This window comes from Maribacter luteocoastalis, assembly GCF_048890225.1.
Taxonomy (GTDB): domain Bacteria; phylum Bacteroidota; class Bacteroidia; order Flavobacteriales; family Flavobacteriaceae; genus Maribacter; species Maribacter luteocoastalis.
This window is the reverse complement of record NZ_JBMFZG010000005.1, coordinates 120622-147242: the sequence shown is the minus strand read 5'-3', so window position 1 is coordinate 147242 and position 26621 is coordinate 120622. Positions and strand designations below refer to the sequence as shown.

General features: G+C 37.1%; 26 protein-coding genes. 12 read left to right on the top strand and 14 right to left on the bottom strand.

Features of this window, described 5'->3' with window-relative positions; translation table 11 throughout:
• Window positions 1-177 precede the first annotated feature (177 nt).
• Window positions 178-1527 carry a Trk system potassium transporter TrkA gene (gene trkA, locus ACOCEA_RS11345; protein WP_420756363.1) on the top strand — a complete coding sequence of 450 codons (1350 nt, stop codon included), beginning with the start codon at window positions 178-180 and terminating at the stop codon, window positions 1525-1527.
• A 1-nt stretch (window position 1528) separates the two neighbouring features.
• Window positions 1529-3022 carry a TrkH family potassium uptake protein gene (locus ACOCEA_RS11340; protein WP_420756362.1) on the top strand — a complete coding sequence of 498 codons (1494 nt, stop codon included), beginning with the start codon at window positions 1529-1531 and terminating at the stop codon, window positions 3020-3022.
• A gap of 79 nt (window positions 3023-3101) precedes the next feature.
• Here the strand turns inward: ACOCEA_RS11340 and ACOCEA_RS11335 are convergent, their stop codons facing one another.
• A complete protein-coding gene (locus ACOCEA_RS11335) occupies window positions 3102-4292 on the bottom strand; it encodes a pyridoxal phosphate-dependent aminotransferase (protein ID WP_420756361.1) in 1191 nt (396 codons plus the stop codon).
• A 16-nt stretch (window positions 4293-4308) separates the two neighbouring features.
• The gene (locus ACOCEA_RS11330; protein WP_420756360.1) at window positions 4309-5409 is read right to left on the bottom strand and encodes a fatty acid desaturase family protein; all 1101 of its coding nucleotides are present in this window, start codon (window positions 5407-5409) and stop codon (window positions 4309-4311) included.
• 120 nt (window positions 5410-5529) lie between these two features.
• Between ACOCEA_RS11330 and rsmG the strand changes: the two genes are divergently transcribed.
• Entirely contained in the window at window positions 5530-6165 is a 636-nt protein-coding gene (gene rsmG, locus ACOCEA_RS11325; protein WP_420756359.1) for a 16S rRNA (guanine(527)-N(7))-methyltransferase RsmG, read from the top strand.
• A 344-nt stretch (window positions 6166-6509) separates the two neighbouring features.
• On the opposite strand, the gene ACOCEA_RS11320 is transcribed toward rsmG, so the two are convergent.
• From ACOCEA_RS11320 to ACOCEA_RS11300, 5 genes are all read right to left on the bottom strand, one after another.
• Window positions 6510-7022 carry a DinB family protein gene (locus ACOCEA_RS11320; RefSeq protein WP_420756358.1) on the bottom strand — a complete coding sequence of 171 codons (513 nt, stop codon included), beginning with the start codon at window positions 7020-7022 and terminating at the stop codon, window positions 6510-6512.
• 114 nt (window positions 7023-7136) lie between these two features.
• Complete coding sequence (pruA, locus tag ACOCEA_RS11315; protein ID WP_420756357.1) at window positions 7137-8765, bottom strand: L-glutamate gamma-semialdehyde dehydrogenase; 1629 nt, start codon at window positions 8763-8765, stop codon at window positions 7137-7139.
• Between the two features lie 68 nt (window positions 8766-8833).
• Window positions 8834-9220 carry a Co2+/Mg2+ efflux protein ApaG gene (gene apaG / locus ACOCEA_RS11310; protein ID WP_420756356.1) on the bottom strand — a complete coding sequence of 129 codons (387 nt, stop codon included), beginning with the start codon at window positions 9218-9220 and terminating at the stop codon, window positions 8834-8836.
• 6 nt (window positions 9221-9226) lie between these two features.
• Window positions 9227-10357 carry a DUF3667 domain-containing protein gene (locus ACOCEA_RS11305; RefSeq protein WP_420756355.1) on the bottom strand — a complete coding sequence of 377 codons (1131 nt, stop codon included), beginning with the start codon at window positions 10355-10357 and terminating at the stop codon, window positions 9227-9229.
• A gap of 21 nt (window positions 10358-10378) precedes the next feature.
• A complete protein-coding gene (locus tag ACOCEA_RS11300; RefSeq protein ID WP_420756354.1) occupies window positions 10379-11623 on the bottom strand; it encodes a type IX secretion system plug protein in 1245 nt (414 codons plus the stop codon).
• A gap of 153 nt (window positions 11624-11776) precedes the next feature.
• Between ACOCEA_RS11300 and ACOCEA_RS11295 the strand changes: the two genes are divergently transcribed.
• The 8 genes from ACOCEA_RS11295 to ACOCEA_RS11260 all read left to right on the top strand — a co-directional run bounded on the left by ACOCEA_RS11295 (window position 11777) and on the right by ACOCEA_RS11260 (window position 19332).
• A complete protein-coding gene (locus ACOCEA_RS11295; RefSeq protein WP_420756353.1) occupies window positions 11777-13129 on the top strand; it encodes a Na(+)-translocating NADH-quinone reductase subunit A in 1353 nt (450 codons plus the stop codon).
• A 2-nt stretch (window positions 13130-13131) separates the two neighbouring features.
• A complete protein-coding gene (locus ACOCEA_RS11290; RefSeq protein WP_420756352.1) occupies window positions 13132-14394 on the top strand; it encodes an NADH:ubiquinone reductase (Na(+)-transporting) subunit B in 1263 nt (420 codons plus the stop codon).
• A gap of 2 nt (window positions 14395-14396) precedes the next feature.
• Window positions 14397-15146: a Na(+)-translocating NADH-quinone reductase subunit C gene (locus ACOCEA_RS11285; protein WP_420756351.1), complete on the top strand. Its 750-nt coding sequence runs from the start codon at window positions 14397-14399 to the stop codon at window positions 15144-15146.
• 1 nt (window position 15147) lies between these two features.
• Window positions 15148-15795 carry an NADH:ubiquinone reductase (Na(+)-transporting) subunit D gene (locus ACOCEA_RS11280; protein WP_420756350.1) on the top strand — a complete coding sequence of 216 codons (648 nt, stop codon included), beginning with the start codon at window positions 15148-15150 and terminating at the stop codon, window positions 15793-15795.
• 20 nt (window positions 15796-15815) lie between these two features.
• Window positions 15816-16574: an NADH:ubiquinone reductase (Na(+)-transporting) subunit E gene (gene nqrE, locus ACOCEA_RS11275; RefSeq protein ID WP_420756349.1), complete on the top strand. Its 759-nt coding sequence runs from the start codon at window positions 15816-15818 to the stop codon at window positions 16572-16574.
• A gap of 2 nt (window positions 16575-16576) precedes the next feature.
• Window positions 16577-17884 carry an NADH:ubiquinone reductase (Na(+)-transporting) subunit F gene (gene nqrF, locus ACOCEA_RS11270; RefSeq protein WP_420756348.1) on the top strand — a complete coding sequence of 436 codons (1308 nt, stop codon included), beginning with the start codon at window positions 16577-16579 and terminating at the stop codon, window positions 17882-17884.
• A 69-nt stretch (window positions 17885-17953) separates the two neighbouring features.
• Complete coding sequence (locus ACOCEA_RS11265; RefSeq protein ID WP_420756347.1) at window positions 17954-18322, top strand: Na(+)-translocating NADH-quinone reductase subunit F; 369 nt, start codon at window positions 17954-17956, stop codon at window positions 18320-18322.
• Window positions 18319-19332, top strand: coding sequence for an FAD:protein FMN transferase (locus ACOCEA_RS11260; RefSeq protein ID WP_420756346.1), 1014 nt, complete (start codon window positions 18319-18321; stop codon window positions 19330-19332). The genes ACOCEA_RS11265 and ACOCEA_RS11260 overlap by 4 nt, the downstream gene beginning before the upstream one ends.
• Window positions 19333-19334: 2 nt before the next feature.
• Here the strand turns inward: ACOCEA_RS11260 and ACOCEA_RS11255 are convergent, their stop codons facing one another.
• From ACOCEA_RS11255 to gpmI, 3 genes are read right to left on the bottom strand one after another with little or no spacing between them, the layout of a single operon-like run.
• Window positions 19335-20099 carry a class I SAM-dependent methyltransferase gene (locus ACOCEA_RS11255; RefSeq protein WP_420756345.1) on the bottom strand — a complete coding sequence of 255 codons (765 nt, stop codon included), beginning with the start codon at window positions 20097-20099 and terminating at the stop codon, window positions 19335-19337.
• Between the two features lie 14 nt (window positions 20100-20113).
• Window positions 20114-20932, bottom strand: coding sequence for a type I methionyl aminopeptidase (map, locus tag ACOCEA_RS11250; protein WP_420756344.1), 819 nt, complete (start codon window positions 20930-20932; stop codon window positions 20114-20116).
• 30 nt (window positions 20933-20962) lie between these two features.
• Complete coding sequence (gene gpmI / locus ACOCEA_RS11245; protein WP_420756343.1) at window positions 20963-22483, bottom strand: 2,3-bisphosphoglycerate-independent phosphoglycerate mutase; 1521 nt, start codon at window positions 22481-22483, stop codon at window positions 20963-20965.
• A gap of 228 nt (window positions 22484-22711) precedes the next feature.
• Between gpmI and ACOCEA_RS11240 the strand changes: the two genes are divergently transcribed.
• A complete protein-coding gene (locus ACOCEA_RS11240) occupies window positions 22712-23104 on the top strand; it encodes an ankyrin repeat domain-containing protein (RefSeq protein WP_420756342.1) in 393 nt (130 codons plus the stop codon).
• A 105-nt stretch (window positions 23105-23209) separates the two neighbouring features.
• Here the strand turns inward: ACOCEA_RS11240 and ACOCEA_RS11235 are convergent, their stop codons facing one another.
• The 4 genes from ACOCEA_RS11235 to ACOCEA_RS11220 all read right to left on the bottom strand — a co-directional run bounded on the left by ACOCEA_RS11235 (window position 23210) and on the right by ACOCEA_RS11220 (window position 26619).
• Window positions 23210-23377: a DUF6747 family protein gene (locus tag ACOCEA_RS11235; RefSeq protein WP_420756341.1), complete on the bottom strand. Its 168-nt coding sequence runs from the start codon at window positions 23375-23377 to the stop codon at window positions 23210-23212.
• 159 nt (window positions 23378-23536) lie between these two features.
• Window positions 23537-24304: a M48 family metalloprotease gene (locus ACOCEA_RS11230; RefSeq protein WP_420756340.1), complete on the bottom strand. Its 768-nt coding sequence runs from the start codon at window positions 24302-24304 to the stop codon at window positions 23537-23539.
• Window positions 24305-24344: 40 nt separating this feature from the next.
• Complete coding sequence (locus ACOCEA_RS11225; RefSeq protein WP_420756339.1) at window positions 24345-25079, bottom strand: M15 family metallopeptidase; 735 nt, start codon at window positions 25077-25079, stop codon at window positions 24345-24347.
• Window positions 25080-25455: 376 nt separating this feature from the next.
• A complete protein-coding gene (locus ACOCEA_RS11220) occupies window positions 25456-26619 on the bottom strand; it encodes a T9SS type B sorting domain-containing protein (protein ID WP_420756338.1) in 1164 nt (387 codons plus the stop codon).
• Window positions 26620-26621: the final 2 nt, after the last annotated feature.

The window sequence follows — 26621 nt, the reverse complement described above, 5'->3', positions numbered from 1 at the left end:
ATAGCTATACGGAAAAGTTGGGGTCGTTTAAAAGGTGTGAAATAAGAGGAAAGCTATTTTAAATTGTGTAATTTTGTGCCATATTAATTGCTGATTTCAGAAATTCCGCTCCTTTTTTTAAAGAACAGGGGCAAAAGGATATTCTTTCTTTCTGGATAAAGTGAGCTAAAAAATTAAATGAAAATTATTATTGCCGGTGCTGGTGAGGTTGGGTTTCATTTGGCCAAATTACTTTCTTACGAATCCCAAGACATAACCTTAATAGACACCAATAAAGAAAGTCTTGCTTATGCGGACAATCACTTGGATATTAGGGTACTTAAAGGGGATGCCACATCTATTTCCTTATTAAAAGACGCTAAAGTCCAAGATTCTGATTTGGTAATTGGGGTTACTTCATCGGAAACTACCAATATTACCTTGTGTATGTTGGCCAAGCAGTTGGGTTGTAAAAGGACAATTGCTAGAATTTCCAATACTGAGTTTGTATACAATAAAGATATTTTACGTTTTTCTGAACTTGGCATTGATGAGTTAATTTCGCCCGAAGCCCTTGCAGCAACCGAAATACAATTATTACTTAATAAATCGGCCTTTAACGACACCTATGAATTTGAGGATGGCAAGTTGATTATGGTAGGGGTTTCACTTCCAAAATCCGCTCCCTTTGTTGGTAAAATGGTAAAAGAAGCGGCTACTATTTTTCCAGAGCTGCATTTTATGCCAATTGCACTACAACGTTTAGGTACTCAATATACGGTTATCCCAAGAGGTGACACGTTGTTTAAAGAAGGTGATCAAGTTTATTTTATTACCGTAAAGGAAGGCGTGGACGAGCTGTATAAACTTACAGGGAAGAAAAAGGAAGAGATTAAGAATGTGATGATTTTGGGTGGAAGTAAAGTGGGTTTTAAAACAGCTCGAGACTTATGCGACAAAAAGTTCAATGTAAAACTTATAGAGAAGAATAAGGAAAAGGCATTTGATTTGGCAGATGATCTTCCCAATGCCTTGGTAATAAATGGTGATGGAAGAAACGTTGAGCTTTTAGATGAGGAAAGCTTGGAATCTATGGATGCTTTTATAGCGGTAACTGGTAATTCCGAAACCAATATCATGTCTTGTTTAGTGGCAAAGTCCAAATACATTAAAAAAACGATTGCCTTAGTTGAAAACATGGATTATTTTCAACTTTCCCATTCTATTGGCATAGATACCTTAATAAATAAAAAACTACTGGCTGCCAACAATATTTTTCGCCATATTAGAAAAGGTGAGGTTGTGGCCTTAATGCGTTTGAACAATCTAAATGCAGAGATTTTAGAGTTCATCGTTAAAAAGAATTCCAAAGTAACCGGTTCTACTATTCGGGAATTGGATTTCCCCAAAGCTGCCACTATCGGCGGTGTCGTACGTGATGGAAAGGGAATAATAGCATTAGGTGGTTTTGAAATTAAAGAGGGAGATAGGGTAGTGGTATGCTGTCATCCAGAAGAGATACCTAAAATAGAACGAATGTTCCTTTAACATGCGCCTTAATTCTAGAATTATATTTCATTTAATGGGACTCTTGCTTTTATGCAATGGAGGTTTCATGCTGCTGTCGGCACTGGTCAGTGGTATTTATAAGGATGGTGCTACTTTAAGTATTTTATTGGCAGCAATTACAACGATGTTTGGTGGTATTTTTGCAATGTACTATACTAGGGGCCACCGAAAAGAGGTAAAACAAAAGGAAGGCTATATAATTGTCACTTTTGGTTGGATTGTGATGTCCATTTCTGGAATGTTGCCGTACATATTTTCTGGTGCAATTCCAGACATTACCAATGCATTTTTTGAAACGGTTTCTGGTTATACCACCACGGGGTCATCGATTATGGATGATATTGAGTCAATGCCAGAAGGGATTTTATTTTGGCGAAGCTTAACCCATTGGATTGGTGGTATGGGAATTATTGTACTTGCCATTGCCATACTTCCTTTATTGGGAATCGGTGGTATGCAGCTATTTGCGGCAGAGGCGCCTGGTCCCAGCTCAGATAAGCTACATCCTAGAATTACCGATACTGCAAAGCGCTTATGGTTAATTTATTTTGGCTATACCGTTGCGGAAACCATTTTGTTGAAAGTAGCTGGAATGTCCTTTTTTGATGCTATAAACCACGCTTTGGCAACATTATCTACAGGTGGTTTTTCGACAAAAAATGCTAGTCTGGCCCATTGGAACGACCAACCGCTTATACAATACATAGTTATCTTTTTTATGTTTTTGGCGGGAAGTAACTTTGTACTTAGCTATTTTGCTTTCAAGGGTAAAATACAAAAAGTACTACAAGATGAAGAATTTAGATATTATGCAATGTTTACCATATTGGCCACTGTAATTGCGGCATTGGTAATCTATTATCAAGCGAATTTAAACAATGAAACTCCTGGTTACCCTATGGTTTTAGGAAAGGCTGAGAGTTCATTTAGGCATGCCTTGTTCCAAGTAATAGCTGTAATTACAACCACTGGTTTTGTAAGTGCTGATTTTACCGCTTGGACCCCTTTTTTAACGATTTTCTTTTTTGGTCTCTTCTTTCTTGGGGGGTCGGCTGGTTCTACTGCCGGAGGTATTAAGGTGATGAGACACTTATTGATTATAAAAAATGGTGTGATGGAATTTAAGCGCACCTTGCATGCCAATGCTATTATACCTGTCCGATATAACAACAAGACCGTGAAAGAAAAAATTGTCTATAATATTATCGGTTTTTTCGTTTTGTATATGCTACTTTTCATAATCGGCGCTTTGGTACTTGGCTTTTTAGGACTTGATTTTGAATCGGCCATAGGTGGTGCCGCTTCATCATTAGGTAATGTAGGTCCTGCATTAGGTAGCTTAAATCCGGTAAGTAATTTTAATGGCTTGCCAAATTTGGCAAAGTGGTGGTGTGGATTTTTAATGTTAGCAGGACGTTTAGAGCTGTTTACAGTACTTATCTTATTAACACCTTATTTTTGGAAACGCACCTAGAAGATTTTTGTATGATTATATAAAAAAATCCCCTGTATTAGAGAATACAGGGGATTTTATAGTTATTTAAATGTTCTAATTAAGAAAGAGCATTTTTAATTCTACTAATGGCTTCCTTAATTTCATTTACAGATGCCGCATAGGATATTCTAATGCAATTGCCATTTCCGAAAGCATCGCCAGTTACTGTGGCTACATTGGCATGTTCCAGCAAGTACATGGCAAAGTCAGATGCATTGTTGATTTTTGTTCCGTTGATGGTCTTTCCAAAAAATGCGGTTACATCTGGGTAAACATAAAAAGCACCTTCTGGTTCATTACATTTAAATCCTTCAATAGCATTTAAAAGACTCAATATTAGTTTTCTTCGTTCCTTAAATTCATCAACCATGTACTGTATACGTTCAGGTGATTCCTCCAAAGCTGTAATAACTGCACGCTGTGCAATACAATTGGCACCACTGGTAACTTGTCCTTGTAATTTGTTGCAAGCACGTGCAATATAGGCAGGGGCGCCAATGTAACCAATTCTCCATCCGGTCATGGCAAAAGCTTTGGCAACACCATTTACGGTAACGGTACGATCATACATATCGTCAAATTCTGCCATGGAGGCATGTGCTGTAACACCATAATTAATATGTTCATAAATTTCGTCGCTAACCACAATAATCTGCGGATATTTTTGAAGTACATCTGCCAATGCCCGTAATTCCTCCTTACTGTAGATAGACCCACTAGGGTTACAAGGGGAGCTATACCATAACATTTTGGTTTTAGGGGTTATGGCCGCCTCTAATTGCTCAGCCGTCATTTTAAAATCGTTTTCCAATGAAGTTTGTACTTCAACAGGTACGCCATCTGCCAATTTAACAATATCGGCATAACTTACCCAATATGGACAAGGCAATATAACTTCATCACCTTCATTTAAAACAACTTGCGCAATATTATACAACGATTGTTTGGCGCCTGTGGAAACAACTATTTGTGCCGCTTCATAGGTTAAACCATTGTCTCTTTTAAATTTTGTTGCGATTGCTTTTTTTAATTCAACATAACCATCTACGGGTGAATATGAATTATAGTCATCGTTTATGGCCTGTATAGCGGCATCCTTAATATAGTCAGGTGTATTAAAATCTGGTTCACCAAGACTCAAACCAATTATGTCTTTTCCTGCTGCTCGTAATTCACGGGCTTTAGCTGCCATTTCCAAAGTTGCTGATGGCGCTAAACTGTTAATCCTATCGGATAGTTGATTGCTCATGTTCAATATAAAATTACTAGTACTGTAATGAAGGCTGTTTGCCTAATTCCTTTAAGTGTTTAAAATGCGAAATTATAGCTTTTCTAGTTGTCTTATACTCGTTGTATGGTAAATTAAATTCTTTGGCCGTTTGTTTCACAATTTTTGAAATTTTTGTGTAATGAACATGGCTGATGTTTGGGAAAATATGGTGTTCAACCTGATGGTTTAAACCACCTGTAAACCAGTTTACGATACGGTTTTTTGTGCCAAAGTTGACCGTGGTAAATAGCTGGTGTATTGCCCAAGTATTTTTCATGTTACCGCTTTCGTCAGGTAGTGGCGTTTCTGCATGGTCTACTATGTGTGCCAATTGAAAAACAACACTTAGAATTACACCAGCAACATAATGCATTAGAAAAAAACCTATTAGGATTTTCCACCAAGCAATATCCAAAATTAGCATCGGTAGCACTATCCAAATAGTGACATATAAAAGCTTGGTGATGATCAATGTACTCCAGTTAAGGGTTGCGCTTGGCAACTTTCCATAAGACAATTTACGTTTCATATAACGGTACATCTGTTGGAAATCAGTAGTTATTGCCCAATTGAATGTTAAAAGCCCGTAAAGAAGAACAGAATAAAAATGTTGAAATCTATGATGTTTCTTCCATTCTGCATGTTGGGAAAAACGTAGAATTCTGCCTGCTTCCATATCCTCATCGTGTTCATGAATATTGGTGTAGGTATGGTGTAATACATTATGCTGAACCTGCCAGTTGTATACATTTCCTGCTAGAATGTAAATACTACTTCCCATAATTTTATTCACCCATTTTTTATTGGAATATGAGCCGTGATTGCCATCATGCATAACATTCATGCCAACACCAGCCATGCCAACACCCATAACAATGGTTAGAAGTATATTGGCCCAATTTGGTAGGCCTAGGGTTAAAATTAAAAAGTAAGGGGCTAAAAACAATGTGAACATTATTATTGTTTTTAAATGTAACCGCCAATTACCAGTTTTCTTGATTTTGTTAGTTTTGAAATACTCGTTTACTCTCAAGTTCAATGTCTTGAAAAACTGGGTAGAATCTTTTCTTGAAAAACGAATTGTGTTTTGTTCCATAATAGATAAGCTTTTCTATAAAATATATTGCAATTGATATCCGATTAATTTGATAGATGGATTAAAATGAAAATCTTTGCAAAGTGAATATACTAATTTTCTTAATTTACAAATATAAGTATGACAGTCGAAACCATATTTGAATATTTTCCCAATTTATCTGAAAAACAGAGAAATCAGTTCATTTTACTCGAAGAACTCTATAAAGATTGGAACCAAAAAATCAATGTTGTTTCTAGAAAGGATATAGATGAACTTTATCTTAGGCATGTTTTGCATTCTTTGGGAATAGCTAAAATTCAATCTTTTAAACCTGGTTCATCAGTATTGGATGTCGGTACTGGTGGAGGTTTTCCTGGTATTCCTTTGGCTATTTTATTTCCGGAAACACAATTTACCTTGGTAGATTCTATAGGGAAGAAAATAAAGGTGGTTGATGAAGTGGTCCAAGGCCTTGGTTTGGATAATGTAAAAACCATAAACAAAAGGGTAGAGGAAATACCTGATAAGTTTGATTTTATAGTGAGTAGGGCCGTGGCGGCGATGCCAACTTTTGTGTATTGGATAAAGGGTAAAATCAAAAAAGAGTCTATACACGAAAGAAAAAATGGAATTCTTTATTTAAAAGGGGGTGATTTGGATGAAGAACTAAAAGATTATAAAACTGCAGAAGTTTTTAATTTAACGGATTATTTTGACAATGATTTCTTTGCTACCAAAAAGGTAGTATATCTTCCTTTAAAATATAAAGGTTAACAAGCTACAGACTTAGGATCCCATAATATCCCATTCGATATTTTTTCGCAAAGGTTTTTATTTGTCTCCAAACAAGTAGATGGGAGCAAAGGAAATATAGCTTTATGTTTTTGTAAAATTTGATACGTTTCATAACGATACAAATATCCTTAAATAACCTATAATTTACAATTAATTAACGTTAAATTTACATTTAAATTACTTTGACTGCTTCTTACATGTATTTTTTTGTCTGATAAACAGTGTTTTATAATTGAAATAGGTTGTGAAAGACCAACCTTTGTTGAAAATAGCGCATAAAAAAAGTGTCAATTGACACTTTTTTTATTTTATAAACATGTTTTTTATTTACTCCATGGTGGTACAACGCCATTTGATCTTGCATAAGCAATCAATTGTCCTTTATGCTCGCCATTATGTTCCATGATAATTAATAGTCCGCTTAGCTTGTTCATTTTGGCGAAACCGAAATCAACTTCATCATTTAATTTCTCGTCCTCTATCATTGTAATTTTATCCAAAACAAATTCATTCGATTTTTTTAAGGCAGCGATAATATTATCCTTCCCAGTAATTTTGCCTATGGTCATCATATCAACGTCTTCTGGTGGTGGGAAACCTAATTTAGAAGCTAAAAAATAATTGGCGCCCGCAACATGTAAAAGGGCCTCTCCAACTGAGTTTACCCCCTCAGATGGTCTCCAGCTATATTGATCTTCGGAAAAAGCCTCTGCCAATTGGATAACTTGGGCTTGGTTGCCAGTCAAAACCCCTTTGATGGTGCCTTGCGTTAATTTTTCTTGGGCATAGGTAGTACAAACGGCCAATAATGTGATTGCTATTGCTAGTTTTTTCATTTTAAATAGTTTGTTGTTTATTAGTAAACCTCCAAAGATTTTCTTTAGAGGTTATGAATGTAATTAAAAACCATAAAATTTTTATGCTTTTTCAGGTAATTTAACATCAGTTGTTTAACCTAAAAATGGATAGCGATAATCTGTTGGGGTAACAAATGTTTCTTTGATTAATCTTGGCGATACCCAACGTAATAGGTTTTGTGCAGAACCGGCTTTGTCATTTGTTCCAGATGCTCTAGCGCCACCAAATGGTTGCTGGCCAACTACTGCCCCAGTAGGCTTGTCATTTATATAAAAATTACCTGCACAGTTTTGTAACTTTTTGGTGGCTTCGTCAATGGCATACCTGTTTTGCGATAATACAGCACCAGTTAGTGCGTATTCTGAAGTAGAATCAACTAAATCCAAAGTCTCGCTCCATTTGGTGTCTTCATAAACATAAACGGTTACCACCGGTCCAAATAGTTCTGTTTCCATTGTGGTATATTTTGGGTCCGTTGTTACAATAACCGTAGGTTCAATAAAATAACCTTTAGATTTATCATAACCTCCTCCGGCAACAATTTCTGCATTTGTATCAGACTTGGCCTGGTCTATATATTTTGCCAATTTGTCAAACGATCCTTCATGGATTACGGCCGTAATAAAATTAGACATATCTTCAGGAGATCCCGGTTTGTTCATGGATTCTAAATCTGCCTTAACAAAATCCAATATCTCTTTTGATGTGGATTTAGGTAAATATACCCTTGAAGCTGCACTGCATTTCTGCCCTTGAAATTCAAAGGCACCTCTGATTATGGCCGTTGCCACTTGTTTAGGAACTGCTGTAGAATGAGCAATAATAAAATCTTTACCTCCAGTTTCCCCTACTATTCTTGGGTACGTTTTATAGGTGTTGATATTGTTGCCAATTTGTTTCCATAACTCTTTAAATACATGTGTTGAGCCTGTAAAATGAATACCTGAAAAATCAGGACTTGACAAAATGGTTTCTGTGATCATTACAGGGTCGCCATATACAACGTTGATTACGCCATCTGGTAATCCAGCTTCTTTAAATACGTCAACGATAACTTTGGCAGAAAATATTTGGCTATCACTGGGTTTCCAAACAACAACGTTGCCCATCATTGCAGCGCTTGCGGGTAAATTTCCGGCAATAGCGGTAAAGTTAAAAGGGGTTATGGCATAGACAAATCCTTCAAGAGGCCGGTATTCTACCCTGTTCCAAATGCCTTCAGCAGAATCTGGTTGTTCCTCATAAATCTGGGACATGTATTCTACATTGAACCTTAAGAAATCTATCAACTCACAAGCGGCATCAATTTCTGCCTGGTGGATTGTCTTTGATTGCGCTATCATGGTAGCTGCATTGATTTTGGCTCTATATGGTCCAGCAATTAGGTCAGCCGCTTTTAAGAATATTGCAGCTCTTTGTTCCCAGGCTAGATTGGCCCAAGCTTCCCTAGATTCCAAACAGTTTTTAATAGCGGTGGTTATATGCGCTTTATTTGCCAAATGATAATTACCCACAATATGTTTATGGTCATGCGGTGGCGACATTGGTTTTGTATTGCCTGTGCGTACCTCATTGGGCCCAATGTACATTGGTATATCAATTTGGCCATTGAAATATGTCTTATATTGCTTTAAAACCGCATCCCGTTCTGGAGTATCCGGAGCATAGCTCTTTATAGGTTCGTTTATTGCAGTCGGAACTTGGAAAAATCCTTTACCCATAGTGTCTTATGTTATAATTTAAAATTCATAATTATAACAAAGGTAGTAAAGAGTGTTATAAAAAACGATTAGTTAAGGGCGAATGGTGCACTAAATTTGAAGGTGGGGATATAAACCCTGAATTTTTCTGTAGAGCTAAAATTAACCATGTTGTAATGACCTTTCATTGCACCAATTGGTGAAGTTAACAAGCAACCAGAATTATATGTGTGTGATTCGCCAGGTTTAATCACTGGTTTTTTACCAATTACACCTTCGCCGTCCAAAGTTTCTAACTCATTTAATGAGTCATAAATTTCCCAATGACGCGAGGTAAGCTGTACGGAGTCTTTGCTCTGGTTTTCTATAGTGATAGTATAGCCAAAAGCATAATGCATTTTATAGTTCTTAAAGAACGTTCCCTCAAAATTTGTCTTCACGGAGACTTTTATGCCTTTTGTTACCTGTGTTGTCATAGTGTGCTAGTAAGTAAATATGCTGCCAGCAAAAAATAGTATAGCTCCAATACTTGCTAAAATAATGAAAATAGTGTTAAGGAAAATGTATTTAACAATAGTTTTAAATCTTCCCTGTTTATAGAAATTTCGCATTGCTTTATAGAGGTAAACACTAAAAATCAAAATGAAAATCCAACTACTATCCGTCTCAAAAATGGAGTCTATTAAATAGCTAACAATGAGCAATATAAATAACAAAGATTGATTGTGGAAACTAAAGATCAAATGATCGGTGTAATTATATTTTTTTCTGATATATATCAACCAAATGAACAAAGAGAATATAGGTAGAAAGAAAAAAGTAGTAACCGGAAGCTTGGAGAATAATGAATTAATATAGGCTCCAGGCTGTCTTTGTGCCTTTTGGATACTCTTGGCTGCGCTAAAAGCAAATTTATTGCTTTTTGTGTTTTCTATACCGTATTTTTCAATTGCATCATCAAAAGAGTACAAAGTGTCCTTTTTTATTAATGTTGAAAATATTTCTTGCTTTCTAAAATACCTTTCAAAGAACCCTTTGTCTTTTGTAGCCCGTAGTTCCTTTAATGGGTCGTCTAAAATTATGGAGTCCCTTAAACGGACCGTTTTATTGATAAGGGAGTCTAGTCCTAAGGAATCAAATTTGGCAAGTAATTGTTCTTTTTCTTCTCCTTGGCCCTTAATTTGTATGTCCTCAAGAATGGGATTGGATAGATTAAAATTAAATTTTCCAGGCTGGGAGCCATATTTATCCAAACTGTCAAAGTTGCCACTAGAACCGATCAAAAGAAAATAAATGATTGCTAAACTAAGTAAAAACCTAAATGGGTTTGTATAGGATACTCGTTTACCTGAAATATAATCCTTGGAAATACTTCCAGGTCTGGTTAATATAGTGGTAAGTGTTTTTAATAATCTTGAATCGTAGGAAATAATATTGGAAAAAAATTCTTCAAAAAAATCTTTTAAGGTGAGTTTTTTGGTACTGTTGGCCTGTGAACAATTTGGGCAAAATTTATCACTTATATCCAATGGATGATTACAATTTAGACAAGTTATGCCCCTGTATTGCAATTTGTACCGACCTGAAGTGTTTATGCTAGGTTTGGTCTCCATATGAAAAATAACCTACAATACTTAATTACTTATTGTTCGTGAATTTGCGGAACCTACACCTATAATGCTATCATACATGTCCCCAAAATTTCTGTAATATACCAAAATTAGATAATTGTTCTCTGTGAAATGAAAATTACCACCAACGGCATTGGTTCTTATGGTTCCGTCATCTCCCATTGTGGCATACTTATAATTATAAAAGCCTTGTTTTAATTTTAGGGTGGCTTGCATCATACCAGTATCTTCATTGTACGTCATTTTGTTGTCATCGGTAAAAGCATAATTATTGTATTTACCATAGATATAAACGTCATCCAGACCCAATGTTTGTTCATATGGTAAGCTGAAATGAACATTGGTGTATTCTGCCTCCCTAGAGGCATTGTCTCCTTGCAGGGTCCTAATTACAAAATCACCATTAATGTCTGGGAAATACGTGTAAGGCCTATCATTTCTAAATGAATCGGCAAACAAATAATGGTCGTAAAGTTCGCCAATTTCAATACGGGCAATTTGGGAGCTTGGAGCCCTTAGATCACTAGTGTCAAACAACAAATATTCATTTCCACCATAAAAGGACGTTTCTTGGTCATATTTATAAACCAATTCATTTCCTAAAGTAAATTGGGGTGCAATATTTTTTATAGTGGTTGGCCAATGGTAATTCTGTAAAATAGCGACCTTTACTTCTTTTTTTGGATTCACCAATCTAAAATTTCCTGAATTTACAGTAAACTGTACGACCTGTTTTTCGTTTAAAAATTCAAAATCTCGTGAACGCTTAACAGTTGCGCCAATCTTCACTATATCCTTGAAAACAATAAAACGTCTAGAAAATTGAAGTTCATAGCTGCTGTTATATATCTCTAATATGTAATTCCCGCTAACTTTTAAGCTAAGGTTATTGTTAGGGATCGTTAATTGATAATTGGAGTAGGTCTCTAAAGTAGAATAGCTGTTTTCATAATTGATGATACGCTGATTGTCTATACCTTTTAAATATTGTGATTTTAGAAGTATTGATGGGGTCCAGTCATAATCGCAATGGGTTATCTTATAGTAGTAGTCTTGTTCATTGGCCAAAAGGTCATCAAACTCTAAGAAAATAGGTTCCCCTAGTTTAATTATTGGGAATTGGTCTTCTGTTGGTCCTTTGAACACAATGGACTTTATATTTGAAGGAGGATTTACTTCTTCTTGAACCTGTGCTAATAATCCTTGAAAGCACAAAAGGAACAAAACCTGTTTAAGAAATAAACGCATTGTAATGTTATTTTTAGGGGTAAAGGTAAACAAAAAGGATGCCGAACAAATTAACATCGATAGAATGCGGAAATTATAGGGTAATTATTATGAAAACTTTTCTTTTAGTAGTAAATTCGCACCAAAATTTGATAACCTAAGGTCTGCAATAATATGTCTAAAGACATTCGAATTAAAAAAGGTCTGAACATTAATATGGTAGGTGCTGCCGATCTATCGACCTCCAAGGCGGTATTAAGTAATGTTTACACTTTAAATCTTGAAGATTTTCACGGAATTACGCCAAAAATGCTGTTAAAGCAAGGTGCTGAGGTTAAAGCAGGTGAGCCGCTGTTTTACAATAAGAATGTTGAAGACATGCTTTTTGTTTCCCCGGTAAGTGGTGAGCTTGTAGAGATACAACGAGGAGCTAGAAGAAAAATCTTAGCAGTTAAGGTCCTTGCTGATAAAGCCCAGGAATCCGTAGCACATACTAAGATTGATTTAGCAAAAACTTCCAAAGAGGAAATAAAAGGGGCTTTGTTGAAAAGCGGTTGTTGGCCGTTTATTAAACAAAGACCATATGATGTAGTTGCTAATCCGGATACTACGCCAAAATCTATTTTCATTTCTGGTTATGCGTCAGGGCCATTAGCTGCTGATGTAGATTATGTTTTGCAGGGTAAGGAAGCTGAGTTGCAAGCCGCTATTACTGCTTTGGGTAAGTTAACCCCGGGGAAAGTACATGTATCCGTTGGGAATAGTGGAAAATCGCCATTGTCAACATTGCAGGGTATTGAATTGCACAAGGTCTCAGGGCCACATCCTGCTGGATTGGTGGGGACTCAAATTAATAGGATTGACCCTATTAATAAGGGAGAGTTGGTTTGGACAATATCTCCACAAGATTTGATAATAATTGGGGAATTCTTATTGACGGGCAAGTTCAATGCGGAGCGTTTAGTGGCATTGGCAGGGTCCTCTGTTAAAAGTCCGAAATATTTTACCACTAAAATTGGCGCGGAGATTTCTACTTTCTTGTATGCCAGTGGTGTGAATGAAGAAAATTTTAGGGTAATAAATGGTGATGTACTTACAGGTAAAAAAAGTAGTCCTGATGGCTATTTAGGTTTTTACAATACCACTGTAAGTGTTATTCCAGAAGGTGATGATTATGAGTTGTTCGGATGGAACAAGCCAATTTTCAACAAAATATCTACAACAAGGGCCTTGACTTTTTCATGGTTGCAGCCTAATAAGAAATATGATTTAAACACCAATACTAATGGTGAGCACAGGGCTTTTGTGGTAACGGGACAGTATGAGCAGGTTTTTCCATTGGATATTTACCCAATGCAATTGTTGAAAGCCTGTATGGTGAAGGATTTGGATGAGATGGAACAATTGGGATTGTATGAAGTGGCTCCAGAGGACTTTTCGTTGACAGAGTTTATATGTATCTCTAAGCAGCCGCACCAGAAAATCATACGCGAAGGATTGGATTTATTACAAAAAGAAATCGGATAAAAATGAGCATAAAAAGTAAATTGCACGAGCTTAAACTTAAGTATCAAGGCAAAAAGATGGCACCTGCTTTCAATGCCTTTCATACTTTTTTGTTTACTCCAGACGAAACTACACATGCTGGTGGAACACATGTAAAAGCAGCAGATGATTTAAAACGGACCATGAATACGGTAATTATGGCTTTAGTGCCGGTTTTATTGTTTTCTATGTTCAATGCTGGTTATCAACATTATTCAGCAATAAACGGATTTCCAGAGAATTTCTCTGTTATGGAGCATTTCCTGACATGGGATAATTTCTGGATCGGTATCCTAAAGGTTTTGCCTTTGGTTGTTGTTTCCTATGGTGTTGGTCTTTTAGTGGAATTTATTTTCGCTGTCATAAAAGGTCATGAGGTAGAAGAAGGTTATTTGGTAACTGGAATGTTGGTTCCCTTAATTGTACCTATAGATACCCCATTATGGATGCTTGCTGTTGCTGTAGTATTTGGCGTAGTAATTGGAAAGGAAGTTTTTGGTGGTACGGGAATGAATATTTTAAATCCAGCTTTGACCATTAGGGCATTTTTGTTCTTCGCTTATCCAACATGGATGAGTGGCGACAAGGTATGGGTGCATGAGGCTGTTGAACGTGCTGGCGGTCCAGATGCCATTTCTGGTGAGACAATTTTGGGCTATTTGGCTCAAAACAAAGGAGCTGAAATGAGTTACACGGTTTCTGATATGTTCTTTGGGTTCATACCGGGTTCTGTCGGTGAGACTTCTGCATTTTTAATACTGATAGGTGGACTTTTCTTGATATTTAGCAAAATTGCTAGCTGGAGGATTATGTTGAGCGCGGTATTGGGTTCTTTGGTTATGGGACTTATTTTTAACCAAGTAGTAGAAATGGGATGGATTACCGAAACTAGTAAATTCTACGGTTTAATGAGTTTCGATTTTTGGAAACACCTTATAGTTGGCGGACTTGCCTTTGGTATAGTTTACATGGCAACTGACCCTGTGACAGGTTCACAAACCAATAAGGGAAAATGGATATACGGATTCTTGATCGGATTTATTTCTGTGATGATTCGTGTATTTAACCCAGCTTACCCAGAAGGTGTTTTCTTGGCAATTTTATTGATGAATGTTTTTGCGCCTACTATTGATCATTATGTGGTACAGGGCAATGTGAAACGAAGAATGAAAAGATTAAAGAATGCTGTTGTACTTCCGAAAGATTCGGATGGTAAGGCAGCTGAATTTCAAGCTGAAACGGTTTAATTATGGCAATCAATACAGATAAAAACGTATATACCGTTGTTTTTGCGGCGGTTATGGTGATAATTGTTGGTTCTATCCTTGCTTTCTTGGCCTCTAGCCTTAGTGATAGGATAGACGAGAACATGCGCTTTGAAAAACAACAGAACATTCTTTACGCCATGGGTGTAAATGAAAATGAAGGAAAGGGAAACGTAAGTTTCGTTCCTACCAATGTTGTAGAGGAAGAATTTACTAAATATATCAAAGAGCAATTGGTGATTAAGGGTGATGAGGTCCTTAATAATGATGAAGCCTATTTGATCGATATGAAAAAGCAAATGGCGTTGGCGGCAAAAGGCGAAACACCGGAATTACCCTTATTTATAGGTGAAAAGGATGGTAAAAAGTTTTATATCATACCTATGTATGGTAAAGGCTTATGGGACGCTATTTGGGGGTTTATAGCTTTGGACAACAATATGGTTGTGCAAGGTGTTTATTTTGACCATAAAGGGGAAACGCCTGGTCTGGGCGCTAACATCAACCAACGTTATTTTATGGATGATTTTGAAGGCGAGAGCATTATGTCCGGTTCACGGTATGCAGGTATTAGTGTAGCAAAAGGAAACAATGACCCTTTGAACAACACTAAGGATGATAATGAGGTAGATGCATTGGCAGGGGCAACTATAACCGGAAACGGTGTTTCTGCAATGATCAAAGAAACGGTGAATCTTTACAAGGATTATTTACAAACGATTAGAACCAATTAATATGGCACTTTTATCAAAAAAAGATACTAATCTTATTACGGATCCGCTTGCGGATAACAACCCTATTACCATTCAGGTATTGGGTATCTGTTCAGCTTTGGCAATTACTGCGGAACTGAAAGCTTCTGTTGTTATGGCCATCTCGGTAATGTTTGTTTTAGCGGCTGGTAACGTGGTTATCTCCTTAATGAGGAACATTATTCCTTCTAAAATTAGAATTATCGTTCAGCTGATTGTAGTAGCTACTTTGGTTATTATGGTAGATCAAGTCTTAAAGGCTTATGCCTACGATTTAAGTAAAACACTGGCTGTTTTCGTTGGATTGATTATTACCAACTGTATTATCATGGGGCGTTTTGAGGCTTTTGCCTTGGCAAACGGGCCATGGCGGTCATTTCTTGATGGTATAGGTAACTCTTTGGGTTATGGTATTATTTTGGTTATTGTTGGATTCTTTAGGGAGTTATTAGGTTCAGGAACATTATTTGGGTTCCCTGTATTAGGCGATCCCATTGAGAAGACTGGTTTATACGCTACCGGATATGAAAATAACGGTTTTATGATTATTCCACCTGCAGCATTGATTGTTGTTGGGATAATAATTTGGGTACAACGTTCAAGAAACCCTGCATTAATAGAAGAAAACTAGGAAATACTTAAAATAAAATAATGTTAGAGCATATAGAATTATTTTTTAGATCAATATTTATAGATAACATGGTATTTGCCGTATTCTTGGGAATGTGCTCCTATTTGGCCGTTTCTAAGAAAGTAACTACAGCTGTTGGTCTGGGAGCTGCCGTAATATTTGTATTGGCAGTGACAGTTCCTTTAAACTGGTTATTGGATAAATATTTATTGCAAGATGGAGCATTGGTATGGCTGGGTCCGGAATATGCGGATTACAATCTTAGTTTCCTATCATTTATACTCTTCATTGCCACAATTGCAACCATGGTACAATTGGTGGAAATTGTTGTAGAGAAGTTTTCTCCTTCATTGTATAACTCGTTGGGTATATTTTTACCTTTGATAGCGGTAAACTGTGCCATATTGGGTGGTTCGTTATTCATGCAATCTAGACAGATAGAAACTTTGGGTCTTGCATTTAATTACGGTATTAGTTCTGGTATTGGCTGGTTCTTGGCAATTTTGGCAATTGCTGCAATTAGGGAGAAGATTCGTTATTCAAATGTACCTGCACCGTTACGTGGTCTAGGAATAACATTCATTATTACTGGATTAATGGGTATTGGCTTTCAAAGTTTTGGAGGTATGCTAACTGGTGGGGATGAACCAGCAGCAGAAGCTCAAGAAGGAACTGTTCAGCAAATTGAGGAAAAAGTAAAAGTGCCATCTACAGAGGCCGTATCAACAGAAAAGGAGATAGATGAAAAAGAAATCTCTTATAACGACGTAAACAAATAGGAATGATTTTAGCTACAAGTACAGGTGGAACAATATTAATCACAGTAGTGGCCTTTTTGATTTTATTAATGGTCCTAGTAGCACTACTGTTGTTTACAAAGGAAAAGTTATCACCATCGGGTCCTGTGACCATAACTATAAATGGTGAGAAGAAAGTTGAAGTAGATTCGGGTAGTTCTCTTTTGACAACTTTAGGAAATAAGAAAATATTCCTTCCATCAGCATGTGGTGGTGGTGGAACATGTATTCAATGTGAGTGCCATGTATTGTCCGGTGGAGGCGAGGCATTGCCTACAGAAACACCTCATTTTTCAAAAAAGGAATTAAACCATGGTGCACGTTTAGCCTGTCAGGTTAAAGTAAAACAGGATATGGAAATTACGATTCCAGAAGAAGTGTTCGGTATTAAGAAATGGCCGGCAAAAGTGGTTCGTAATTATAATGTGGCCTCCTTTATTAAGGAATTCGTAGTTGAAATTCCTGAAGATATGGGCTATAAAGCAGGTGGATATATTCAGATTGAAATTCCCGAATGTGAGGTGAAATATGCTGATATTGATATCACCGCCCATCCAGAGGAACATGAAACGCCTGATAAGTTTCAGGCAGAGTGGGATAAATTTAACTTATGGCCTTTGGTCATGAAAAACCCTGAAACGGTAGAGAGGGCTTATTCCATGGCTTCTTATCCTGCTGAGGGTAGAGAGATTATGTTGAACGTTCGTATTGCTACCCCACCTTGGGATAGGGCTAAAAATGGCTGGATGGATGTTAATCCTGGTGTGGCTTCTTCATATATTTTTAACCTAAAACCAGGCGATGACTGTGTTATCTCTGGACCTTATGGTGAGTTCTTTATCAATGAATCTGATTCAGAAATGTTGTATGTTGGCGGTGGAGCAGGTATGGCACCAATGCGTTCACACTTGTATCACCTTTTCAAAACCTTAAAGACAAATAGAAAGGTAACATACTGGTATGGAGGTAGGTCTAAGCGCGAGTTGTTTTATTTGGATCATTTCTATAAATTAGAGAAAGAGTTTCCGAACTTCAATTTTTATTTGGCTTTATCAGAGCCCTTAGAAGAGGATAATTGGAAGGTTAAAGAAAATATTGATGCTCCAGGAGATGGTTTTGTGGGTTTTATCCATAATTGTGTTATAGATAATTATTTAAGCCAACATGAATCTCCAGAGGATATAGAATTGTACTTCTGTGGACCGCCGCTTATGAACAAGGCGGTGCAAAAAATGGGAGAGGATTTTGGTATCCCAGATGAGCATATTCGTTTTGATGACTTTGGAGGTTAATCAAAATAAATTAATAAATAAAAAAAACCGATATGTATACATATCGGTTTTTTTAGAACTAGTTTTTTCATGCATGTACTAACAGAACAAGAACTTCATAATTTGGCCATGAATTTGGTAGGTAAACAATTGGAAGCGGAAGGATTTGAGTTTTTAGCGGTCAATAGTGAGCTAAGAAAGAACCCACAATTTGTTTGTACCAAGGAAAAAAAGATGCATTTTATTATCGTTAAGGCTATCCAGTATCCTGGGGATCCTAAGGATATGGACTTTTTTATGGCAGATCTAAATAAAATGCGAGATCATGCCTTGAAATTTGAAGCACGGACATTTTATGCTGCTGTCGGATTGGTTAATGCAAAGGATTATAATTTGCCTGTGTATCTAGATGAGGAATATATCGTTGATTATGACGGTTTGGTTGAAATAAAGGAATGATGAAGTACTTAATAATTGTGATAGGGCTGTTGTTTGTGGGCTGTAATTCTGGACAAAACCAATGGGTGAGAAATCAATCTGTAGGAGCTGCTCTCGGTACCTCCTATACTATAATTTACATAGCTAATGCGTCTGTAGATTATCAAAAGGAAATAGATTCAGTCTTTAATGCTGTAAATCAATCCTTATCTACGTATATCCCTAGTTCAGATATTTCTAAAATTAATAAGGGCGATTCTACAGTAGTTGTAGATCATATGTTTAAGGAGGTTTTTCAACTTTCTAAAACTATTTATGATAATACTAATGGGTATTTTGACCCAACCGTGGGTACTTTGGTAAATGCATGGGGTTTTGGGCCCGGAGAAGAAATTACAATGGATAGTACTTCAGTAGATAGTTTGCTAGCGTTTGTGGGTTTTGAAAAAGTGGCATTATCCAATGACAATAGGGTTAAGAAGGAAGATGCCCGTATATATTTTGATTTTAACGCAATTGCCAAAGGATATGCTATAGATAGGGTAGCGGTTATGCTTTCAAACAAAGGAATAACTGATTTTTTAATTGAAGTAGGCGGTGAGTTGGTTGCCAAAGGGATTAATAAAACAAAAGGAAAACCTTGGTTGGTTGGTATAGATGATCCAGAATCAACAACTACTAGAGGTTCTAAGATTCTACTTAATTTACAGGACAAGGCGCTTGCTTCATCTGGTAATTACAGAAAGTTTAGGATAGATGAACAAACGGGGGAAAAGTATGTGCATACCGTTGATCCTAAAACGGGCTATACCAAAAACTCAGTTACTTTAGGGGTTAATATAATCGCCAATAATTGTGCCACTGCAGATGCTTATGCCACAGCTTTTATGGCAATGGATTTGGAGGATGCTTTTAAGCTTATTGCTAAAAATAGGGCATTAGAGGCCTATGTTATTTATTTGGACGAGACTGGGGAAACACAGGAATTTCTTACGAATGGCTTTAAGGAGCTAGTGGTTCAGCAAAATTAAGTTTATTTCCGTACTAAAGGGATAATTTCTGTCTTTGCCAAACGGTATCGGTCCCAAAGTTCAGCAGTAATTTTGTTGGAATAATCTATTTCCTCAACTTGGAACCCTATACTTCTTAACTTGTTAAAATAGTCCTTACCATAGATTCTAACATGGTCATATTGACCAAAAATCCTTGCTCGCTCTTTTTTATCTGTTATGGTATCGTCCTCAAAAGTGGTCTCCCTATTCAAGTCCTGTGGAATTTGAAATATACCCCATCCATTAGGTTTTAAAACACGATATAATTCTTGCATTGCCTTGGTGTCATCGGGGATATGCTCCAAAACATGGTTGCATAGTATTACATCAAATGAATTATCCGCGAAAGGTAACTTACAGATGTCGGCTTTTACATCGGCTAGGGGAGAATTTAGGTCGGTAGTGGTATAGTTTATATTTTTTAATTTCTTGAATCGTTTGTGAAAAGCTTGTTCCGGGGCAAAATGCAATACTGCTAGTTTATCTTTAAAGAAATTGGTTTCATTTTTCAAAAACAGCCATAATAAGCGATGTCGTTCTAATGACAGGGTAGACGGGGATAGCACATTCTCCCTTGGGTTTTCATAGCCATAGGGTAAAAAACATCGAAATTTTTTACCATCTATTGGGTCTTCATACTTGTTCCCTTTATAGTAGAATGCAAAAAGAGGTCTTACTAAGTAGCTGAATTTAATTAAAATTGGTCTTGGAACTAGATTAAGAAAAAATTTGAAGACTTTCTTCATTTATACAGAATCTCCTAGGTGTTTACTACGGACTGTCTAAATTCATCCTCTTCGTTACTAACTATGCCAAGGGCATCATATATGTACTGGAAAGTGGAAAGTAGTTCTGGTTTACCGTTTACAATGGCTACATTATGTTCAAAGTGTGCACTTGGTTTGCCATCGGCCGTTAATATAGTCCAACCATCTTTTAGTTGTTTTATATTTTTAGTGCCCATGTTAGTCATTGGCTCAATAGCGACGGTCATGCCTTCAACAAATTTTTTACCTCGACCTCTTCGGCCATAATTTGGCATTTCTGGATCTTCATGCATTTTTCTACCTAGACCGTGGCCTACAAGCTCTCTAACCACTCCGTAACCATGATCTTCGGTATATTTTTGAATAGCATAGCCAACATCACCAACTCGGTTACCAGCTTTAAATTCACGAATGCCAATGTAAAGGGATTTCTTGGTTACCTCCAATAGTTTTTTGATTTCGGGCGACACTTCACCAACTTCAAAAGTATAGGCGTGATCACCATAAAATTCATTCTTTAAGGCTCCGCAGTCTATCGAAATAATATCACCCTCTTTTAAAGGGTCATTGTTAGGTATGCCATGAACCACTTGTGCGTTGGGGCTCATGCACAAGGAATTTGGAAAATCATATAATCCTAAAAAACCAGGTACGGCTCCATGGTCCCTAATAAATGTTTCAGCCAGACCATCAAGATACAGTGTAGTTACCCCAGGTTTTATTTCTTTTGCAAGCATACCCAATGTCTTAGAGACAATTAGGGCACTTTCCCTCATCAATTCTATCTCTTCAGCCGATTTAATCTTTATCATTTGGCAAAGGTAAATTATTTTAAGTATACCTTAGTCTACCAACGAATCTTGGGTCATATATGTAGACTTCTCAATACCCATTAATTTTAGGATGGTTGGAGCAATATCCCCAAGGACCCCATCATCTATATGTTTTAACTCTTTATCCACCAAAATCAAAGGTACCGGATTGGTGGTATGTGCTGTATTTGGGCTACCATCAGGATTGATCATGGTCTCACAATTTCCATGGTCCGCAATTACCAATGAAGAGTATCCATTTTCTAAACCAGCGGTTACCACGGCATTGGCACACTCATCCACAACTTCACAAGCTTTAATTGCCGCCTTTAAATCACCAGTGTGGCCAACCATATCTGGATTTGCAAAATTCAAGCACACAAAATCTGCCTCTCCTTTTTGAAGTTCAGGAATAATGGCATCCCTTATTTCATAGGCACTCATTTCTGGTTGTAGGTCATACGTAGCTACTTTTGGGGAAGGACATAAGATACGCTTCTCACCGTCAAAAGGCGTTTCTCTACCACCATTGAAGAAAAAGGTAACATGTGGGTATTTTTCTGTTTCTGCAATTCTTATTTGCTTTTTTCCGGCGTTTGCAAGCACTTCTCCCAAGGTTTCCCTTATATTTTCTTTGTCATAAACCACATGCACCCCTTCAAAGGAATCATCATAGTTGGTCATGGTTACATAGTATAAATTTAGCTTATGCATATTTTGTTCATGCATATCTTTTTGGCTCAACACTTGTGTTAACTCACGTCCCCTGTCCGTTCTAAAATTAAAAAAGATCACTACATCGCCCTCTTTAATTGTAGCAATTGGTGCGCCAGCATTATCGGCCATTACTATAGGCTCAATAAATTCATCGGTCTTGCCATTGTCATAGCTTTCTTGAATACTCTTGGAAATATCCGTAGACAATTCCCCTTCAGCGTTTACCATTACATCATAGGCCTTTTTGACCCTTTCCCATCGGTTATCACGATCCATGGCAAAATATCTACCAATAACCGTGGCAAGTTGGGTGTTTTTGTCCTTGGAGAAAGAAACCAAATCCTCTAAAAAGCCCTTACCGCTTTTCGGGTCCACATCCCTGCCATCTGTAAAGGCATGCACGTACATATGTTCTAATCCATAATTATTACCTGCGGTAATTAGGCCTTTGATATGGTTTATATGGCTATGTACACCACCATCACTTAGCAAACCTAGAAAATGAACCGGTTTGTTATTTGCTTTGGCATACGCAAATGCATCTTTTAAGACCGGTTCGTCCTTTAAGGTGTTTTCCTTTACGGCCAGATTAATTTTGGCCAAGTCCTGATACACAATTCTACCGGCTCCAAGGTTCATATGTCCAACTTCGCTATTGCCCATTTGGCCTTCTGGTAAACCAACGTTCATACCATCGGTTCTTAGGTTTGCATTCGGGTATTTCGTATATAAACTGTCTATAAAAGGAGTATTTGCATTATCTACTGCAGAGACTTTTGGATCGGGAGATTTTCCCCAACCATCCAATATCATCAAGATTACTTTTTTGTTCATCTTTTTATCATAAAAAATTAGATATCAAAAATAGTACGATTTACTAAGTATAACTAGCGAATGCAAGGTCTTTTTGTGAAATTATTGTCATGATGTTAATGCTTTTAACGAATGGTTACCTCATTTGTTAAACTTTAGTTATTTAAGTGTTAATGCCGTAACATTTGGCTATAGCTAGAGTCTATATTTATATAATCAAAATCTATTCATCAATTAAATTCATTCATCATGAAAAAAACAATCCTAACACTGTCCGCTGCTTTATTTTGCTTGGGCAGCGGCTTAAAAGCCGAAGAAACCTCAACTTTTTTTAACAATGCCCTCAATTATGAAACCAAAGTAATTGAGATCAGTTCTTTCTGCAAGGCAATTATGCAAGGTGATTTTGTTACCGTTAAACGTATGATAGAATTAGGGGAAGATGTTAACCAAAAATCTTTGGGAATGACCCCTGCTATGTTTGCTGCCAGATATAATAAGGCAGATGTACTTCAATTGCTGATTGATAACGGGGCCAATCTTAAAATGAAGAGCAATCAAGGTTTTTCTGTTAAAAAATATGCTGAAATAGCCAATGCCACCGATGCACTATCTGTTTTAGAATCAGCTATGGGTGCTTAAGGATTCATCATTCACATCAATCAAAAAACAAAAAACCCGTTGCCATGCAACGGGTTTTTATTTTAAAATAAACTCTTATAGTGTTCAGGTAAAAGAGTGTTTACGTTAAAACTCAAATCCATTAAAAGCCCTATATATAAAAGCATAGACTGCCATAAATAACATTAGACCACAAAAAATGGAATACGCCTTCAAAATCACCACCAATATTTCTGGTTTGCAATTTCTAAAAGCTTCAAAATAAAGATTTTTAAAGTGTGTAAGTGTTCCCATTATAGTTCTCGTTTAGGCGCAGGTTCTAATTACGCAATTATCTAAATCACGGCTATAAGGGTCAAATTTTAAGTAAAAAATGGTATTTGGGACTTTCAAATATAAAGAAAACCAAGGTTTATTTGTTTGGTTTTAACGTTGAAAAGCAAAAATTAACGTTTAACCTTGCCCTTGATATTTATCAATTGCCTCTTTAATTTTTTCTATCCTATTTTCTGGGTCCGGATGGGTGCTTTGAAACTCAGGTACGCGGTTGGGACCTGCCGCAGCCTTTAGGATTTCCATTACCTTGATCATTTCATAGGGATCGTAACCCGCCTGAATCATAAAAAGAACACCAAGCTCATCACTCTCCAATTCATCGCCCCTTCCATTTGTCAAAAGTGTGTTCTGGCCAATGTTGCCTACAACACCGCCCATATCTGCGCCAACGGTAGCGCCCATGGTAACGGTTTGCCAAAAGCTACTTTCCGCAATTCGTTCTGCAGAATGTCTTCCAATAACATGGCCAATTTCATGGCCCAATACACCAGCCAATTGCGCTTCATTCAACTGTGAAAATAGGGCATAGGTAATAAAACATTGCCCACCTGGCAAAGCAAACGCATTTATGGTCTGATCATCTGCCAGCAAATGAAAATCATATTGGTAAGGGGTCTCCCGGGCTATGCTGCTATTGACCAATTTATTGCCAACGGCATCTACAAAAGACTGTAACCTTTCATCTGGATAAAGACCGCCATGCTGTTGTGCCATTTCCGGTGCACTTTGTAGACCAATGGCAATTTCCTGTTCAGGGGACATATTTATGGTTTGCGTCCTACCTGTATAGGGGTTCTGTTCTTTGTTATTACATTTTTGGATAAAGGCAAAAGCAACGATCGCCAACCCTATAAATATTCGGATTTTCCAACTTCCTCTTCGCATAATGGTAGTGTTCTAAGATAGACACTAAGATACGAAACGGTTACAATAGTGATCTATTGATGTCTAAAATATTGTTTTGGATATAAGACCTCAAATACCCAATGGTAAAGTGTTCTGCACCATAAAATTCTTCCTTTTGTAATACCGATACAATATTCTTTCCTCTAAATGCTTCTAACATGGGTATAGATAGGGGTGCGTAGCTATAATGCCATGGTTCATATTTGAACCCTTTTCTTTTGGGATTATCAGTATAAACCAAGTGAAAATTATACGTTTCCGCGTTTTCGTCCATCCAAAGTTTAAAGTCCTCGTACGGTCCACCGGCCCCAAATTTTTCCGGCACCAATACATCACCATCCACTTTCCGGTACCCGTCAACAATATCCACATCGGTACCCCAATGGTGTCTACTCGTGCCTGGTATGGTAGAGTATTCTATAATTTTGTCTATAGCGTCCAATGGCTTCATGCCTTCATCCTCTGTGTAACTTAAATACTTTCGTTCAAATATGGCCTCCTGTCTACTAAAACTGCGATAACTGGATACTATTTTTAGGTCTATGCCATCAGAATATGCCGCCTTTTTCATATCTAGGAATGCATCATGTGCCTCTTTTCTAAGGTTTATACCTTCGCCATGCAAATCAATATCGGCCTTACCCATAAGTTCAAGAATGGAATACTCATTTTCTTGGTTTGCAAAGATGGAAGGTACAGCGGCCAATGTTAATGCCGCTACACTGCTATTTTTAATAAAAGTTCTTCTTTTCATAATTATGTGACCTTTTAGGTAAGGAGTACGTACAACAAGTAAAACGTTGACAAATCATTTCCAATTTAAAATTAAACAAATAATTTGGCTTGGTGTATAAACGAAATATTTACACCGTTATTTTCACGTTTGTCTATATTGTTTTAAGTGCCGTTAAAATACCTGCCAGATTTTGATGTTGCGGCGTATTATACATCAATTTTATAATTACGGTAACACTTTATAAATGGGGTATAGGACTAGCCTATTCTACATCCAATATGTGCCATGGATATATGACGTATTGTTGTTTTTTGGAAGAAGTAACCTAGAAAACGGTGATATGGTACCTATGCAATAGTTTAAATAACTGTTTGTGCTTTTAAAATGACGGAAACTATCTTGCCAAATACAAAAAACCTTGATAATTTAAATCTAAGTCCACTAAATAAACGGTGTAAAAATAAACCCCAACGGGTAAGCCATCCGCTCTGGTTATTACAAAATTATCTACGTTAGAAACCCCTGTAAATTGGTCTCTATAATTGGTCTGTTCAAATACTTTTAGCCCGTAACGGTCATAAATTTGCATAAAATTATTGGGCGATTCTTCCAATTCTGGAATATAGAATGAATCGTTGATACCATCACCATTGGGCGATACAAAGTAATTTTCCAAACTAAGTACCTCCTTTGATAGGGGTTGGTAAGGTATTTTGGATACGCCAAGGGTAATGATTTCATAATCATCTGGAACAAATGAGGAAGAGGTTACAAAACCATCGGTTAAGGAGCCCACTGGAGTACTACCGGCCAGGTTAATCCACCGCTGGGAAAGCTTACTCCAGCCTACAGGCACTATTTTAGTGGCATCATCCGTAAAAAGGATCATATCACTTCGTGCATTCCAGCTAAGGGTTACGGTAGACGGTACATTGCCTTCTAAGCGCCAAAATTCAATATCGCTTACATATTCAATGTTTAAATCCACATCAAATGAAGTATAAACACCAGGTATGGAACTTGGATTATTAGGGTCTTCTAAAAAATAGGCACATTTGGCAAACAGGTTGCTATCCTCTGAGTTGATGACCAAAGGCCGCATAAATTCGCTGTCGCCAATGGGAAATACAAAGTTTTGCTGATTGGTAATGGCGGCATAGCCAATGATCTTGGACAGATCATTTTCACCAGTATAAAAGGAACGGTCCAAAAAGTTATAATATACCGTAGGTTGGGAAAGGGGAGTGCGGATGTTGCCTAAAATAAAATTGGTATTGTTGCTATTGTCCAGCCCTACTTCCAGTTGCAGGTCGTTATCCAATGCAATTTCCAGGTCATAAAATTGGGAGCTTACCGTACCCGAAACCGTTAAGGCTTGTGGACCGTAGAAACCTGCCAGGCCAAGGTTATTGTCAAAAGGGGAAGTATTGATCAGGTTGGTGTGGAAACCCAAAGTTCCACCTTCGTGTATGCTTATGGTGCCGTTGTTGTATAGGGCGGTTTGGGCACTTAGAGTAACCAGAGAAAAGTATAGGAGTAAGTTTAGGTATTTATCCATTT